The 11,429-nt window shown below is 57.3% G+C and carries 13 protein-coding genes and 1 pseudogene; 3 read left to right on the top strand and 11 right to left on the bottom strand.

Annotated features, from left to right (window positions below):
* Positions 1-53: 53 nt before the first annotated feature.
* Both AAF659_RS15070 and katG read left to right on the top strand, forming a co-directional pair.
* Positions 54-170: pseudogene (locus AAF659_RS15070) on the top strand (cytochrome b/b6 domain-containing protein); the annotation flags it as partial.
* Between the two features lie 204 nt (positions 171-374).
* Positions 375-2,552, top strand: coding sequence for a catalase/peroxidase HPI (gene katG / locus AAF659_RS03225; RefSeq protein WP_349750254.1), 2,178 nt, complete (start codon positions 375-377; stop codon positions 2,550-2,552).
* 81 nt (positions 2,553-2,633) lie between these two features.
* Here the strand turns inward: katG and AAF659_RS03230 are convergent, their stop codons facing one another.
* From AAF659_RS03230 to AAF659_RS03260, 7 genes are all read right to left on the bottom strand, one after another.
* On the bottom strand, positions 2,634-2,903 hold the full coding sequence (locus AAF659_RS03230; protein WP_151439221.1) for a CDGSH iron-sulfur domain-containing protein: 270 nt from the start codon (positions 2,901-2,903) through the stop codon (positions 2,634-2,636).
* 208 nt (positions 2,904-3,111) lie between these two features.
* Positions 3,112-4,260, bottom strand: coding sequence for an OmpA family protein (locus AAF659_RS03235; RefSeq protein ID WP_349750255.1), 1,149 nt, complete (start codon positions 4,258-4,260; stop codon positions 3,112-3,114).
* A gap of 80 nt (positions 4,261-4,340) precedes the next feature.
* Positions 4,341-4,514 carry a hypothetical protein gene (locus AAF659_RS03240; protein ID WP_349750256.1) on the bottom strand — a complete coding sequence of 58 codons (174 nt, stop codon included), beginning with the start codon at positions 4,512-4,514 and terminating at the stop codon, positions 4,341-4,343.
* 206 nt (positions 4,515-4,720) lie between these two features.
* A complete protein-coding gene (locus AAF659_RS03245) occupies positions 4,721-5,332 on the bottom strand; it encodes a hypothetical protein (RefSeq protein WP_349750257.1) in 612 nt (203 codons plus the stop codon).
* A 132-nt stretch (positions 5,333-5,464) separates the two neighbouring features.
* Positions 5,465-5,791 carry a hypothetical protein gene (locus AAF659_RS03250; protein WP_349750258.1) on the bottom strand — a complete coding sequence of 109 codons (327 nt, stop codon included), beginning with the start codon at positions 5,789-5,791 and terminating at the stop codon, positions 5,465-5,467.
* Between the two features lie 147 nt (positions 5,792-5,938).
* Positions 5,939-6,127 carry a hypothetical protein gene (locus tag AAF659_RS03255; protein WP_349750259.1) on the bottom strand — a complete coding sequence of 63 codons (189 nt, stop codon included), beginning with the start codon at positions 6,125-6,127 and terminating at the stop codon, positions 5,939-5,941.
* Complete coding sequence (locus tag AAF659_RS03260) at positions 6,128-6,250, bottom strand: hypothetical protein (protein ID WP_349750260.1); 123 nt, start codon at positions 6,248-6,250, stop codon at positions 6,128-6,130.
* A gap of 300 nt (positions 6,251-6,550) precedes the next feature.
* Between AAF659_RS03260 and AAF659_RS03265 the strand changes: the two genes are divergently transcribed.
* Positions 6,551-7,543 (top strand): WS/DGAT domain-containing protein, encoded by a 993-nt coding sequence (locus AAF659_RS03265; protein WP_349750261.1) that lies wholly within the window; start codon positions 6,551-6,553, stop codon positions 7,541-7,543.
* Between the two features lie 10 nt (positions 7,544-7,553).
* Here AAF659_RS03265 and AAF659_RS03270 read toward each other — a convergent pair whose 3' ends face one another.
* The 4 genes from AAF659_RS03270 to AAF659_RS03285 all read right to left on the bottom strand — a co-directional run bounded on the left by AAF659_RS03270 (position 7,554) and on the right by AAF659_RS03285 (position 11,159).
* Complete coding sequence (locus AAF659_RS03270; RefSeq protein WP_349750262.1) at positions 7,554-8,279, bottom strand: NYN domain-containing protein; 726 nt, start codon at positions 8,277-8,279, stop codon at positions 7,554-7,556.
* Positions 8,280-8,380: 101 nt separating this feature from the next.
* Positions 8,381-9,193, bottom strand: a complete 813-nt coding sequence (locus AAF659_RS03275) for a hypothetical protein (protein ID WP_349750263.1) — start codon at positions 9,191-9,193, stop codon at positions 8,381-8,383.
* A 160-nt stretch (positions 9,194-9,353) separates the two neighbouring features.
* On the bottom strand, positions 9,354-10,340 hold the full coding sequence (locus tag AAF659_RS03280) for a glycerophosphodiester phosphodiesterase family protein (protein WP_349750264.1): 987 nt from the start codon (positions 10,338-10,340) through the stop codon (positions 9,354-9,356).
* Between the two features lie 225 nt (positions 10,341-10,565).
* Positions 10,566-11,159, bottom strand: a complete 594-nt coding sequence (locus tag AAF659_RS03285) for a substrate-binding periplasmic protein (RefSeq protein ID WP_349750265.1) — start codon at positions 11,157-11,159, stop codon at positions 10,566-10,568.
* Positions 11,160-11,429 lie beyond the last annotated feature (270 nt).

An 11,429-nucleotide genomic window follows, 5' to 3' on the forward strand; every position in this document is an offset into this window, starting at 1 on the left:
TGAAGAGTGAGGCGATCAACGGTCATCCATGAACGGAGGAGCAACATGCCGTTGGCGACCTTCACTCGATCACCGCCTGGGTGCTTCTGGGCCTGACGCTCGCCCACATTGCGGTGGTTTTCTACCATCAGTTTGTGCGGCGTGACGGCACCCTCAGGCGCATGAGTTAGCCGCCATCGACAGGCCGGGATGCTCATAAAAAGAACCTATTGAAATGGTCAACAAATGCAACTGATGATAATGGGGCAAGAGCCCCGGTGAATGTCGTATAGTATACACGTCGATGACGTCGCACCGGGTTCAAACAGGCCCGGGGGCGGTCGTTTTGAGTGGACCTGCTTCATTCAACACTACAGTTACGATCGGAGAGATCTATGAGCGGAAACGAAAGCGGCGGTAAGTGCCCCGTTGTCCACGGTGGCAATACCCATGTGAATGACGATGTCATGGAGTGGTGGCCGAACAGCCTGAATTTGGACATCCTTCATCAGCACGACACCAAGACCAACCCGATGGGCGAGGACTTCGACTATCGCGAAGAAGTCCGCAAGCTCGATTTCGATCAGGTCAAGCAGGACGTTATGGACCTGATGACCGACAGCCAAGACTGGTGGCCCGCAGACTGGGGCCACTATGGCGGCCTGATGATCCGCATGACCTGGCACGCTGCGGGCAGCTACCGTGTATTCGATGGCCGCGGTGGTGCGGGCACCGGCAACCAGCGTTTCGCGCCCATCAACAGCTGGCCCGACAACGGTAACCTTGACAAGGCACGCCGCCTGCTGTGGCCGATCAAGAAAAAGTACGGCAATCGCCTGAGCTGGGCCGACCTGATCACCCTGGCGGGTAACGTTGCCTACGAATCCATGGGCTTCAAGACCTTTGGTTTTTCCTTCGGCCGCGAAGACATCTGGCACCCTGAAAAGGAAACCTACTGGGGTAGCGAGAAGGAATGGCTCGCCACCAGTGACAATGAGAACAGCCGCTACGACGAAGACCGTAACCCGGACTCCCTCGAGAACCCGCTCGCGGCCGTGATGATGGGTCTGATCTACGTCAACCCGGAAGGCCCGGATGGCACGCCGGACCCGGCGCAGACGGCGCAGGATGTGCGCGTTACGTTCCAGCGAATGGCTATGAGCGATGAGGAAACCGTTGCCCTGACCATTGGCGGACACACTGTTGGTAAATGCCATGGCAATGGCGATCCGGACAACGTTGGTCCGGCACCCGAAGGCGCAGACGTAGAGGAACAGGGCCTCGGCTTCAACAACCATGTCACGCGGAGCGTTGGGCGTGACACAGTGACCAGTGGCCTTGAAGGCGCCTGGACCACCAACCCGATCCAGTGGGACCACGGCTATCTTGAAATGCTCCTCGACCACGAGTGGCAGGTTGTCCAGAGCCCCGCAGGTGCCAATCAGTGGGAGCCGGTGGATATCAAGGAAGAGGACATGCCGGTGGATGTGGAGGATCCCTCGATCCGCCGCAAGCCGATGATGACCGACGCCGACATGGCCCTCAAAGTGGATCCGGAATTCCGCAAGGTCTGCGAGAAGTTCCGCCAGAATCCGGACCAGCTGGACGATGCTTTCGCCCGCGCCTGGTTCAAGCTGATCCACCGTGATCTGGGCCCGAAAGACCGCTACATCGGCCCGGAAGCACCCACCGAGGACCTCATCTGGCAGGACCCGGTACCCGAGGGCAGCTGGAACTACAATGTTGAGGCGGTGAAGAAGCAGATCGCCGAAAGCGGCCTCAGCATCAGCGACATGGTGGCAACGGCCTGGGACAGTGCCCGTACCTTCCGCCAGTCCGACAAGCGCGGTGGTGCCAACGGTGCCCGTATCCGCCTGGCGCCGCAGAAGGATTGGGTCGCCAACGAGCCGGAGCGTCTGCAGCGTGTGCTCAAGGTACTTGAGCTGATCGCGAAGCAGAATGGTGCCAGCGTGGCGGACGTGATCGTTCTGGCCGGTAACGTGGGCATCGAAAAGGCCGCGAAAGCCGCTGGGCATGATATTGCCGTGCCGTTCCGGCCCGGTCGTGGCGATGCCACCGAGGAAATGACCGATGTGGATTCCTTCCAGTGGCTCGAGCCGCTGTCGGACGCCTATCGCAACTTCCTGAAGAAGGACTACAGCGTTCAGCCGGAAGACCTGATGCTCGACCGCACCCAGCTCATGGGGCTGACCGCGCCTGAGATGACGGTGCTGATCGGCGGCATGCGGGTACTCGGTACCAACCACGGTGGCAGCAAGCATGGTGTATTCACGGATCGTGAAGGTCAGCTGACCAACGATTTCTTCGTGAATCTCACCGACATGTCCTACAGCTGGGTACCGACCGGCGACAACCTGTATGAGATCCGCGACCGCAAGACGGACAAGGCGAAGTGGACCGCGACCAGGGTAGACCTGGTTTTCGGCTCCAACTCGATCCTGCGTTCGTACGCGGAGGTCTACGCTCAGGACGACAACGAAGAGAAGTTCGTACAGGACTTCGTGAAGGCCTGGAACAAGATGATGAACGCGGATCGCTTCGATCTGGAATGATCATCCCAGCCTGAGCTGAGACGTAAAAAAAGCCGGGTGTGGCGTAAGCCGCACCCGGCTTTTCTGTTTCAGGGCCCCCGGTCAGGGCGCTTCGGCGCCTACATCCTCCGGACCAAACCGCTTGTGGGTGCCATCGCAGTAGGGCGCGTTGCTGGTGTGCTTGCAGCAGCACAGCGCCGCATCACCACTTTCCTCAGGGGTGAACTTCTCGGGTGTAATGCCTGTGCCTTTGTGGGAACCATCGCAGAATGGCTGGCTTTCAGACCGGCCACAGGCGCAGAACATGTAGCTCTCGCCAGCCGTAAGGCTGACCTTCATCGGCTTATTATCCGCAACAACGGGTTGGGTCATGGTAATCCTCTCTTCTTCTCTGGGTTTCAGGGCAGCTCCGTGCACCTTCTGTGTAACGCGTACGAACGCATGCCGTCCAGAGGTCATCACGGCGTCGTCTGCTGGTGGTAGAGAATGGTCGGAAGGAAGGGACGAGGAGGAGGGAGCAAGAACGGGAGCCGGCTGGGCCGGCTCCGGGGGTCATCCAGGGATGCGGTGGAAACGCCGCTTACTGCTGGACTTCCCGGCTGGCTTCCAGAACGGATTCCACACGGCGATTCCTGGCACGGCCTTCAGCGGTGTCGTTGTTAGCAACCGGCTGCGATTCACCGTAGCCTTCAGCACTCACCCGCTCCGCGTCGATGCCCATTTCCTCCACGAGGATCTGCTTGACGGCTTCCGCGCGGCGCTGGGAAAGGGCCCGGTTGGCCTCTGCGTTGCCAACACTGTCTGTGTGGCCTTCTAGTACCAGGGTACTTTCAGGGAACTCACGCATGGCTTCGGCCACGTCGCGGATCTCCGGCAGGGAACCCTCAGTGACGTTGGCGCTGGCGGTCTCAAAGCGCACATTGAGAGTCTCGCGCACGCTTTCCTTGAGCGTTTCGTGGCAGCCCTGATCATTGACCTTCGCGCCTTCCGGCGTGTCCGGGCACTGATCGTTACGGTTGGTTACGCCGTCATTGTCGGAGTCGCGCTCAATGGCGCAGCCCGCGTCATTCACCGGGGTGCCGGTGGGTGTGTCAGGGCAGTCGTCACGGCTGTCGGGGACGCCGTCATTGTCCGAGTCCTGCGGCTTGGCGGGCTCCTGCTGGGGGGTCGGAGCCGGTTCGTCACCGCCGGTGCCAAAGGCGTAGTTCACACCCAGATAGACCTTCGTATCCTGGCGGCTGTTATCAAGGATGAAGTCGTGGCGCGCGCCCACATCGATGAAAACATTGCTTGCGACCGCACGCTGAACGCCCACACCGATGCCGGTCAGGGTTTCAGTGTCGTCGCTGCCATTGGCGGAAAACTCATGGTGCCCGACGGCAATCCCGGCATAGGGCTCGAACCCGGCCAGGTCAAAGCTGCCAAAATGGCGGCGGCCCTCGATCACTGCGGTGTCGAGATCTGTCTCACCGCTGGCCTGTTCCCGGTCAAGTTCGCCGGTCTCATACAGTGCCTGTACGGACCAGTCGGACTGGAAGCGGTAGCCGATCTGGAGACCGGGCTGCAGGGCACTGTCGAAGTCGGCACCGTCCTGACGCTGACCGTTGGTGTCATGGAAGAACTGGGTCCCGTGGATGCCCAGGTAGGCATATTCTTCTGGCAGCTCCGGATTCGCCATTACGGCGCCGGTGGCCGTCATCAATACAATGCCGGCAATGGTTTTTTTCATCGGTAATCAGTGTCCTGTTGGTTGGTAGGTGCTTTGTACTCTATCAACCGTTAAACGGATCACAAAACGCGACTGGGGGGCTACCAGATCCGGCTACCGCCCTCACTGCCGGAGCTGATGGAAAGCAGCACCTGATAATCGTCCAGTGAGCCGCCACGATCGAAGCGGGATTCGTGGCTGTCAGCGCTGAAGCTGAGGCTAACGTCCAGGCCCGTGCGGTTGTGGGGGAGACAGCGCCTGCCACTGCAGCTCACCGCCCAGATACTGCCGGCGTCGGACGGGTTGCCTGGCGTATGGAAGGCATCGCCTACATGCTTTGCCTCTGCTCCGCACTCCCAACCCAGAAAGGGCAGGTGGGTCTTCGGGCGGTACCGGAGGGCCGCCGTGTGCGCCGTATCCGAGGCCTTATGGTCCGGGCGCTGGCCAAGAGCGGAGCGCCGGCTGGTTGCCCGTTCCAGTGTCAGACGCAGCCGGTGTGGTTCCAGGCACTCTGGATTCCAAACGAGTAGCCCTGTTGGTGCCTCACCCGGGAACTCCGGGAGCCGGCCACATAGCCTGCCCAGAAGGTTGTATCGGACCCGGCAATGGGCAGTGTCGATTCCCAGACACCCCCGGTATACCAGGGCGTATCGCCGGAGAGTTGCATTTCACGGACGGTATCGGGTGCTTCGCCAGCGCTGACAGCGAAAACCGAGACATCGCTGTTCAGCGGGTGAAGTTCACTTGTGGCGGAAAGGTCCCAGTCGGTATCCCCATCGAGAAGAAGGCCCTGTCTGGCAGCCTGATGGCGGCCGAACCGGACGCTGACATTGTCCATGCGGCCTGAAAAAAGGAACCGGTCCAGTTTCAGCTGCGTTCTGGACTCCGTCCGGGCGTGGCCCTTCTCCGCATCATCGGCCGGATCGAGGGCACCATTCATCGTGGTGCGGAAATTCCACCGCTTGAGGCCTCCCATCCCCAGGTCGCTGTTGGAGGCGTGTAGGTTAAGCTCTTTTGGCTCTCCGGCCCGTGCAGACGCCGTGGCCATCATCACGAGCACGATCAGGGTTGTGACTGTGGTCTTGCGTATCATCAACAGCCTGCGGCGGCAAGTGGACTGGCTTCAAGCCATCAAGGTTAGACCGAGTATAAACGATATCCCGGAGAGCGTTGATTACGAAATACAATTCGCTACAGACCGTAAGATTGTGAAGGGAATGGATGCTCAGTCGGAGAAGTAGTCCTGCATCCAGTCAAATAATGTATCCGTGTCCACTTCGTTGAGGGGGATGCTGCGGAAGGGGCCGCCGGGCTCCTCGTCAAGGCCTATGAATTCAAAGAGCAGGGTGCCGGGCTGCTCATCGTGCAGTATCAGAACAATGCGACGGCGTGTGCGCAGGCAGTCAATGGTCATGACATCCGCCGGAATGCCACTGTCACGCATTCCCTGGCGGACTTCCACAACCGGGTTGATGTGCTCATGCGCCTGCTGGATACGGGCATGAGCCTCGCTGGCCAGATCAGACAGGACCTTAAGAGGGTCTTCGGACATTGAGATACCTTAACGGCGTAAATTTCGGTCAGCGTAGCAGAACCATGTAACCTGCGGTGTATCGCAAAGCGCTGGTGCGTCATCGGGGAAAGAACAACTGAACAGGAGGGCGACGAGCTGTGTCTTGAGCTCGTCAACCGGGCATACCTATCTGAAGTGGGGGCGTTCCTGGGTGCGGGCTATTGAGAACAGCAGGCCGTTCTGTTGTTGTTTGATGGCTTCAAACCCATTCGCCAGAGCGACCACCCTGAAGTCCGCGCTGTCCTGATCGGATCCGGCCCGTTCGAGCATTTCTTCAAGCAGTTCCACGCCAATGCCCTTCAATTCAGCGGGCATCTAGTCCTGATCGATGAAGTTATAGGGCTCCTGGTGTTCAGTGTAGATGTGTAACTCGGGTAAGGGATCCGCCACCGCCGAAAAAGCAGTTACCAATAAGGCTGCGGCGATCAGGCGGGCCATATGTTCTCTCCTTGCTCTGGCTGGTTTCGTCCGCCAACGCGGACGTCGAAATGAACCCCTTCCCCGAGCTGACAAGTTGCAGGCGTGCATCAGTCTCGGGACATACCTGGCAAATAAAGCACTCACGGTGTTTTACTTCAAGGCTCAAGCAATCAGATTCCTCTTCAGTCTGCCCGGGACACGTTAAGGCGTGCTGATGTTGCTTGAGTAATGTTGGCAATGTCCAGCCGGTTTGGACGCGTTGTGCCGGATAACAGGAAGTCGCTGAACGCTCTGAGCAGTACGCTTTGTTCGCGATGATTGAACCAGATCAATCTTTGCCGCCATCAACAGGCCTATAATCGAACGCAGGAAGCCGGTGATGTGGACCAGCTGGCCGCTGGTGGTCTGGTCAGATCCCTGACCGGATCCATGCGTCGATTGGCTGAGCAGGGCGTCCACCTGGGTCATGAACTGTTCGAAGAGGGCATGGAGCTTGCTCGCCATCCTGAGCATATTACGCACTGGTTCGAGGAGGGCCGGCAGATTGTTGGGGAAGTGGCTCATCTTGGACTGATGCCCCGGGACCCGGACACCCGCCTGCATGCCGAGCTTTCCGGGCTTAAACATGTGGCCTGGGCTGATCCCCTGTCACTGGCAGTGGTCAAGGATCTTGCACACCAGCTGGAGGCAACGGTCAATGATGTGCTGGTTGCTGCTGTCGCGGGCGCGCTCAGGCGGTATCTCAGCGAGGCGGATCGGTACATCAAGGGCAACATCCATATCACGATGCCCTTCAATCTGCGTCCGAAGGATGAGCCTGTGCGCTTACTGGGTAACCGCTTCGGGCTGATTCTGGTTGAAATGCCACTGGATGAGCCGGATACAATCAAGCGCTTCAAGAAGGTGAAACAGGCTCTGTCAGAAACCAAGGCATCCTCCCAGCCGCAGATCACCTTCGGGTTACTGGAGATGTTCAGTTATGGCCCAGCAGCGCTTGAGAAGTTCGCGCTCGACACGCTCAGCAATAAATCATCATGGGTGCTGACCAACCTTCCGGGACCGCCCGCGCCGTTGACCGTTGCCGGGGCACAGACCCTTCAGCCGCTGTTCTGGGTGCCGCGGTCCGGTCATCTCGGGGTGGGACTGAGTATTCTGAGCTATGCAGGCACGGTCCAGTTCGGCCTTATCTCAGACGCCAACATGGTGCATGCCCCTGACCGTGTAGTGCGGTACTTTGAGGAAAGTTTCCGCGAGCTCCAGCAGCAGGCATTCGGCAGCATGGACAGCACGCGGACAAGCGGGCAGGAGTGATGGACCGCGCTCAGAGGCTGGCTTTCACAAAAAGGTGGCTGATCGGAGAGTCCGGTTGGGGCTTGCGCTCATCCACTGTAATGTAATCCAGTGACTTCATCAGCTGCCCGAGCTTTTCGTAGCCATAGTTGCGCGAGTCAAAAGAAGGGTATTTCTTGTTGAGGTAATCACCGAGGGCTGAAAGCGGCGCCCAACCATCATCCTTGGAGACCGTGTTTACCGCCGGGATGAGAATGTCACGGAGGTCAGTGGTCTGTGCGGTATCGACCGGCTGCGGCTCGTCCACATCGGTCCGGTTTCTCAGGATCTCAGTGTAGATGAACTTGTCGCAGGCCGAAACGAAAGGCTCGGGCGTTTTGCGCTCACCAAACCCGTACACCGTCAGTCCTGATTCACGGATCCGGGTTGCAAGGCGGGTGAAGTCACTGTCGGAGGAGACCAGGCAGAAGCCATCCAGCTTGCCTTCATGGAGTAGGTCCATGGCATCAATGATCAATGCGGAGTCGGTGGCATTCTTACCAGTAGTATAGCTGAACTGCTGGATCGGCTGTATGGCATGCTTAAGCAGGTGTTCCTTCCAGCCTTTCAGGTTCGTAGTAGTCCAGTCGCCATAGGCGCGTTTGACGCTGGCGACGCCAAAGCGCGCTACTTCCGCTAGCAGCTCGGCGCAGAAGGAGGCCTGGGCGTTGTCCGCGTCGATCATGACAGCAAGGCGTTGGTTTTCAGTGTCAGCCATTAGGGCCCCGTCAGGTGCAACCGTTGAATTTTCATGGGATTATGGCATTTATTCACCCGGGTAGGGTCGTGCCGTCATCGAAGTACGTTCATGGACTCAAATCATTGAGATCGAGCGTCAGTATCTTTATCCATGGGGGGCAAATGGTATTTGCGTCTCAGCGCGGTCAATCGATCACTTTTTTCCAGCTGGCCCAGCAGCCGATCCAGTGATTCGACTGGTATCGGGCTGCTGTCCCGCACCAGAGCCCGCAGCTGATAGACCTGATCCACGCGGTCACTGACTGTTAGATGCTGGCGGGCGTCGGGGTGACGGCTCAGATACAGGTTAAGAAACGAACGCGGCACAACGGCGACCTCGGCCAGCGAAGGCCGGTCCAGGCGGATTAACTTGAGATTCCTCTTAAGACTGCTTGACAGCAGCATATCGAACTTTGTGTCCAGAAAGCCCGTATCCGTCACATGGTTGGCGAACTGATAGTGAAACCCAAGCATGCCCACCATCTGCCGCTCCTCCAGATCCTGAAAAAAATCCTCACCGTGAGCCTGGCGGCTGTGCGCAACAAACACTTCTTCATCGCGGGCAATGACGCGCGTGCCGGATACCGGACGATCCCGCCATTCCCAGCGCCTGTCTTCAAAGAGAATGAGATCGTAAAATCCTTTTTTGTGATCCAGATAACGTCGTTTTGAGGAAGTTAGGAAAAACTCGAACTCATACTGCGTCTGTATGTCATTAAGCGCTTCAATAACCTCAAGAGTCAGCCCGGTGTGCCCGCCATTTTCCATCATTACGAAAGGTGGAAAGCGATAACCCGCAACCTGGACCTTTTGCGTCTGAGCTTGAGCTTGAGCAAAAAGGGAGAAAGCCAAGGCAAGGCCAAGCAAGAGCGAGCCGATGCGACGTACATCCATGGTGTTTTTTCCGTAAAAAGACATGTGAGCTTACGCCAGTGAGCGTAGCGCACTATAGGTGGCGTGTCAGGCAGGGGGAGTGTGTCATGTGACAGCAGCGGGGAAACAAGCTTGGGAGGGGCGCAGGCGCCGCCTGGAGGCCAGGCGGCGCCTGCTGGGTTCAGTCAATCGGCTGGAGTTGCGCAAGCCGGTCCGGGAAGTTTGTGAAGATCCCGTCAACTTCGTAGTCATTAATGAGGGTGTTCATGGTGTTCTTATCGTTGATCGTGTAGATGTGCACGAGCAGACCCGCATTATGGACTTTCTGGACGAAAGAAGGTGAGAACATTTTGCGGTCACCATACGTGTGGTTGGTACCCAAACCAACCGCATACTCGCTGATTGCTTCAAAATCAGAAGCTTCGAATTCTGCTGGTGCCGGTAAACCGCTTACCCAGTCAGTGATTTCGTCACGCGTGCGGTTGCCATCCTCGTCTTTTTTGGGCCAATAGTAGACCAGTTGGACCAGCGGGATATCCGCGTTCATCTTGTGCATTTTCTTCAGGCTGTTCGGCTGGAACGACTGCAGCACAACATTGTCCCGCTTGACCAGCCCGTGTTTCTCAACGGTATCCACCAGCTTTTGCTCGAATGCGTCGGGATACATCTGCGGCGACTTGGTTTCAATGTAGTACTTCGTGTTAACACCGAAACGATCAATGACCTCATCCAGGGTCAGAATTTCAAGACCCTTATAGTAGGGGCTTGCCTTTTCGGGGTATTCGTCGTTGAACCAGGATCCCGCATCAAGGTTTTTGATTTCTTCAAGCGTGAGGTCCTTTACCTTGCCGGAGCCGTCGGTCGTTCGGTCCACCGTGGTGTCGTGAATGACAACGAGCTCGCCGTCTTTAGAGAGATTGACATCGAGTTCCAGGTAGTCAACCTCGCCGATGCTTTGAGCAAGGCCGAACGCGGGCGCGGTGGCTTCCGGTGCATGGCCGGAAGCGCCGCGGTGTGCGATGTTGGCGAATTCCGGAATGCCGGCAACGCTGACATCGTTTCCTTTTTTGTTGTCTTGATCGCTGTTGCTGGTGCTGCCCTCGTCGAGACATGCGACGAGCGTCGTGCTCGCCATCAGAACCAATAAAGTAAGAAGTCTGTGTTTCAAGAGTAGAGCCCTCTTTGTATTGCTGGATTTTGCGTTGGGTTGCCGGCCATCAGGCAGCGCTGGAACGGCCGCACCAAAAGCCGTTCAGCCTTGGTATTATTATGGAATCGGGAACGGTTGTGGGTCTGGCAACGGTTAAGCCCTGCCGCCAAGCGCAGCGAATACTAGAGAAAGTAGAGGGAGCTGGCAACTGAGTTTTTCGGATTTTACGTATTGCATAAGCGGCTAACGCCCTGTGGTGTATTTGTCCTTAAGGGCCTCAACCCTGCCCTTATCGTGCAGTTCATCAAGTGCCGTCTGTAGCTGCCCTACGACTGAGTCTGCTGTGGCCTTATTGAGGGCGTAGCAAAGGTCGGTGACTTTCAACGTGTAGACTGGCTTAAACTGCGACACATCGCAGGCGCGGTTCTGACAGCTGGAGGCGACATTGTCCATGCTGACCACATAGAGGTCAGTCTGACCGTTGATTAGCCTGGTCAGGTTGTTGTATTCATTGCCGTAAGACATTCTGGATTGGGGTACGCCAGCTTTTTTGAGAAGTTCCTCGCCCACATCGCCCTTGATGGTGCCGATGTCATAATGTTTCAAATCATTGTCATTGTTGATGGTGAAGTCTCTGGACTTCAGCCCAACGAGCTGTGTCCTGAGTTGATCGATTGGGCAAACCCACTTGAAGTTGTTTTCCCGTTCCTCTGTGCGTGCAATGGAGAACAGCACGCTGTTGCGTTGCTGTTTAACAGCCTCGAAACCATTCTCGAGAGCAACCACCCGGAAGTCCACTTTGGTCTGTTGGGACCCCCGACGGTAGGGCGGCGACATAGTTCCGTCTGTTCTGTGTTGTAACAGTATGCAACCCGGACAGTCTCCAGGCGGTGCGAGGGGTATGTAATACTCAATGCTTTCAAAGGTCTACAAACGTCCCTTGTTGACCCTTCATAGGTAAGCCGGGCACATCTAGTCAGCTGGATCCATTAATCCAGCAAACGATGAAAAATTCACTATTATTTCAGGCAGTACTGCATCAGCAGGCGCGGTTTCGCTCTCTTCTCTACATTGGGCATTACCTGCTGGAAACAAACCAGGCTCTTG

Origin of the sequence: Salicola sp. Rm-C-2C1-2, from assembly GCF_040196175.1 — a bacterium.
GTDB lineage: Bacteria > Pseudomonadota > Gammaproteobacteria > Pseudomonadales > Oleiphilaceae > Halospina.

Excerpts from the sequence above, each read along its gene's own strand:
- katG (WP_349750254.1), top strand. The coding sequence starts at position 375 with ATGAGCGGAAACGAAAGCGGCGGTAAGTGCCCCGTTGTCCACGGTGGC.
- AAF659_RS03230 (WP_151439221.1), bottom strand. The coding sequence starts at position 2,903 with ATGACCCAACCCGTTGTTGCGGATAATAAGCCGATGAAGGTCAGCCTT.
- AAF659_RS03235 (WP_349750255.1), bottom strand. The coding sequence starts at position 4,260 with ATGAAAAAAACCATTGCCGGCATTGTATTGATGACGGCCACCGGCGCC.
- AAF659_RS03245 (WP_349750257.1), bottom strand. The coding sequence starts at position 5,332 with ATGATACGCAAGACCACAGTCACAACCCTGATCGTGCTCGTGATGATG.
- AAF659_RS03250 (WP_349750258.1), bottom strand. The coding sequence starts at position 5,791 with ATGTCCGAAGACCCTCTTAAGGTCCTGTCTGATCTGGCCAGCGAGGCT.
- AAF659_RS03255 (WP_349750259.1), bottom strand. The coding sequence starts at position 6,127 with ATGCCCGCTGAATTGAAGGGCATTGGCGTGGAACTGCTTGAAGAAATG.
- AAF659_RS03260 (WP_349750260.1), bottom strand. The coding sequence starts at position 6,250 with ATGGCCCGCCTGATCGCCGCAGCCTTATTGGTAACTGCTTTTTCGGCG.
- AAF659_RS03270 (WP_349750262.1), bottom strand. The coding sequence starts at position 8,279 with ATGGCTGACACTGAAAACCAACGCCTTGCTGTCATGATCGACGCGGAC.
- AAF659_RS03275 (WP_349750263.1), bottom strand. The coding sequence starts at position 9,193 with ATGGATGTACGTCGCATCGGCTCGCTCTTGCTTGGCCTTGCCTTGGCT.
- AAF659_RS03285 (WP_349750265.1), bottom strand. The coding sequence starts at position 11,159 with ATGTCGCCGCCCTACCGTCGGGGGTCCCAACAGACCAAAGTGGACTTC.